The 4132-nt window shown below is 38.8% G+C and carries 1 protein-coding gene; it reads left to right on the top strand.

Translation table 11 applies throughout. The annotated features are described in order from the left end of the window. Positions 1 to 364: 364 nt before the first annotated feature. Positions 365 to 4132: hypothetical protein (locus A6733_RS00270; protein WP_141663419.1), on the top strand; the 3768-nt coding region annotated here is incomplete at its 3' end.

Below are 4132 nucleotides of genomic sequence, written 5' to 3'. Positions count from 1 at the left end.
TGCACGTTTATTAAGTTAAATAATTAGCAATTAATTCATTATATATTAATGCTTCATTTGTATAATTAATTGTTATATGTTGGGTGTAAATGTTTGTTTTTTTAAATTATATACAAGATATCATGTCGAGTTGGTAGTGTTCTTTGTACGTACGGACTGCCACTTGTTTTGTATGTGAGTGACGTTTCTTGGGTTTGTATACAATAGTGGTGATGCTTTGCTGCTGGTCCTGTTTTTGGTGTTTTGTGCATTTCTTTGAGGGACTGTACCCATTTCTCTTCTGTAGCTTTTACGCAATGTTGGTGTGTGAGTTGATAGTAAAAATAATAAATGAATAATAATAGAAATAAACAGAGGGTTTGTTATGTATCCTGTACCTGTGACTGGTAGCGCTGCTACTTTTAGTGGTCCATCAGAGAGTGATAGTGATGGCAAAGGGTGCATTGTACAAAGTGATGTTTCTAGTGTTGGTTTGCAGCAAGTTGAGGCTTCTACTGTTACTACTTCAACCACCATTGTAGTTGGTGGGTTGAGTACTTGTGATGATATAGGAGAAGCTTCTACTTCCAGATTTGGTACTGTTTCTTCTCCAGCCATTATTGCTGATCAGGATGTTTCTGATTTGCTGGGAGTTAAGTTACATCCTGACAGTGCTCAAATAATTAGTGATCTCCTTTTGAGAGCTGGTGAATTAGCTGGAGTTCCTTACAAGAGTAAGTTAGGCGAACAACTTCCATCAAACGTGAGTGATAAACTTACGACGACCGAGAGAATTATTTGGTGTAATACTTATAAGGTACTGTGTAGGGATAATTTTGTGCGCAGATGTTTTTCTAATTACTATGGCAAGCACATACCTGATTTTATACGTTCTCTTCCTAACATTAAAGTATTGTCCAATTCTCCTGGCGGTGGTGTAGAGACGTTAACTGGAGATATTTTGCTGAGTTTTTTGTCGAGACTGGATTCTGCTATCCGCGATAGGGCGGAGCGTATTTTTAGCTCTAGTTGGGGTGAAGTATTTGGCGGCATTTCTGGTACTCTAGAAGGGGAGCTTTTGGATGCTGTTAGTTGTGAAGATTTTATCGCTGTTCTCGATACTGCTGGTATTCCCTTAATAGCATCGTCTTCAATATCGCATTTGAAAGCACGATGTTCCAGAACAAAGACAAATAGTAAAGATGTTGATAAGTGTAAAGCATCAGGAGATGGATCTTCTTCTGCTCCTACTACAGAAGGAAGATACGCGAGTAGCGGTAGTGTTCCTGCTCATGTTTATACTCACTCCGATACAGGAATTGTTTGTGCTACTGTTGTTGATGTGCAGTCCATTAGATATGTAGATTTTCTGGGCTTTAAGTTGCATCCTGATAGTTATAAACTAATTTCTAGGCTATTTCATGATGTTTGTGTATCTGCGCAAATGTCTTATTCGTGTTCTATGGATAATTACCTCGTAACGGCTATGAATAGTGAAATATCTAAGGTTGGGACAGCTATTTGGTGCAGGGTGTATAGAGAATTACATCTATCTAGTTTTATAGCTAGGTGTATGTGTGTCTACCATTACAAGTACCGCCCTGATTTTATACGTGCACTTCCTAGTATTAGAGTATTATCAAGTTCCTCTGATTCTAAACCAGTTCCACTAAGTGGAGGTAGTTTATTAGGTTTTTTGTCGAAGCTAGATTGTGATGTTACCGGGAGAGTGGAGAATATATTTAAATCTCGATGGGATAAAGTACTTAGCGACGTTTTGGCTGAACTAGGAGATGGATCATTGAGTCGTATTTGTTGTGAAGATGTTATTAATGTTCTCGATGTTGCTGGTGTTCCTGTAGTAGTACTTTCAGGTTCAAAAAGATGTAAGTTAAAAGGGAAGTTATCAAGAGCAGCTCTTTCAGATTTAAAAAGATGCAAGTTAAAAGGGAAGTTGTCAGGAGCAGCTCCTTCAGATTTAAAAGGACGGGTAGGTACCGCATCCAAATCCAGTACTGCTGCTGTTTCTTATCCAGCCATTAATGCTGATCAGAATGTTTGTGATTTACTGGGAGTTAAGCTACATCCTGATAGTGCTCAAATGATTAGTGATCTCATTTTGAGAGCTGTTGAATCAGCTGGAGTTCCTTACAAGAGTAAGTTAAGCGAACAACTTCCATCAAACGCGAGTGATAAGCTTACGGCGACCGGGCTGATTATTTGGTGTAGTACTTATAAGGTACTGTGTAGGGATAATTTTGTGCACAGATGTTTTTCTAAGTACTATGGCGAGCACATGCCTGATTTTATATCTTCTCTGCCTAACATTAAAGTATTGTCCGACTCTCCTGGCGGTGGTGTAGAGACGTTAACTGGAGATAGGTTGCTGAGTTTTTTATCGGGACTAGATTCCGCTATCCGCGGTAGGGCAGAGTGTATTTTTAGCTCTATTTGGCGTGAAGTATTTGGTGGCATTTCTGGTGCTCTAGAAGGGGAGTATTTAGATGCTGTTAATTGTAAAGATTTTATTGATGTTCTCGACATTGCTGGTATTCCCTTAATAGCATCGTCTTCAGCATCGTATTTGAAAGCACGATGTTCCAGAACAAAGACAAATAGTAAGGATGTTGATAAGTGTAAAGCATCAGCAGATGGATCTTCTTCTGCTCCTACTACAGAAGGAACAGAAGGAAGATACGCGAGTAGCAGTAATGTTCCTGTTCCTGTTCATGTTTACACTTACTCTGAGACAGGGATTGTTTGTACTACTGTTAGGGAGGTGTTGTCCACTCAGTATGTAGATTTTCTGGGCTTTAAGTTGCACCATGATAGTTATAAACTAATTTCTAGGCTATTTCATGATGTTTGTGCATCTGCGCAAATGTCTTATTCGTGTTCTATGAATAATTACCTCTTAACGGTCATGAATAGTGGAATCTCTAAGGTTGGGGCAGCTATTTGGTGCAGGATGTATAGAGAATTGCATCTATCTAGTTTTATAGCCAAGTGTCAGTGTATCTACCATTACAAGTACCGTCCTGATTTTATACGTGAACTTCCTAGTATTAGAGTATTATCAAGTTCCTCTGATTCTAAGCCAGTTCCACTAAGTGGAGGTAGTTTATTAGGTTTTTTGTCTAAGCTAGATTGTGATGTTACCGAGAGAGTGGAGAATATATTTAAATCTCGATGGGATAAAGTATTTAGCGACGTTTTGGCTGAACTAGAAGACGGATCATTGAGTCGTGTTTGTTGTGGGGATATTATTGATACTCTCGGTGTTGCTGGTGTTCCTGCAGTAGCACTTTCAGGTTTAAAAAGACGTAGGTTAAAGGGGAAGTTATCAAAAGCAGCTCTTTTAGATTTAAAAAGATGTAAGTTAAAAGGGAAGTTGTCAGGAGCAGCTCCTTCAGATTTAAAAGTACTGGTAGGTACCGCATCCAAATCCAGTACTGCTGCTGTTTCTTCTCCAGCCATTGTTGCTGATCAGGATATTTGCGCTTTACTTGGAGTTAGTTTACATCCTGATAGTGGCAAAATGATTAGCGATCTCCTTTCTAAATTTGATGTACTAGCTGGAGGTTCTTACAAGCGTCTGATAGACAGACAACTTCCATCAAACGCCAGGGATAAACTTACGGCGACCGGACATGCTATTTGGTACGGTACTTATAATGTACTGTGTGAAGTTAATTTTGTGCATAAATGTTTTCGTGAGTATCATTCTAAGCACAGACCTGGTTTTATACGTTCTCTTCCTGACATTAAAGTATTGTCTAGTTCTTCTGTCGGTGATGTAGAGAAGTTGACTGGAGATGCGTTGCTGAATTTTTTATTGAGACTAGATTCTGCTATCCGTAAGAGGGCAGAGCGTGTTTTTAACTCTAATTGGTTTGAAGTGGCTGATAGAGTTTCTAGTGCTCTAGAAGGTGAATCTTTGGATGCTGTTAATTGTAAAGATTTTACCGATGTCCTAGATATTGCTGGTATTCCCTCAATAGCATCATCTTTAATATGGAATTTGAAACCAGGATGTGCGAGTAGCAGAAGTAGTGTTTCTGTTGTTTTCCCAATGGAACCATCTTTAATGTCGCATTTGAAAACACGATATTCAGGAACAAATACAAGTGATGAATATGTTGATAAGAGTACA

Origin of the sequence: Candidatus Ichthyocystis sparus, from assembly GCF_900078745.1 — a bacterium.
Classification (GTDB): domain Bacteria; phylum Pseudomonadota; class Gammaproteobacteria; order Burkholderiales; family 2013Ark19i; genus Ichthyocystis; species Ichthyocystis sparus.
Note: the sequence above shows the minus strand (reverse complement) of the source record. Positions and strands in the feature narration are given on the sequence as shown.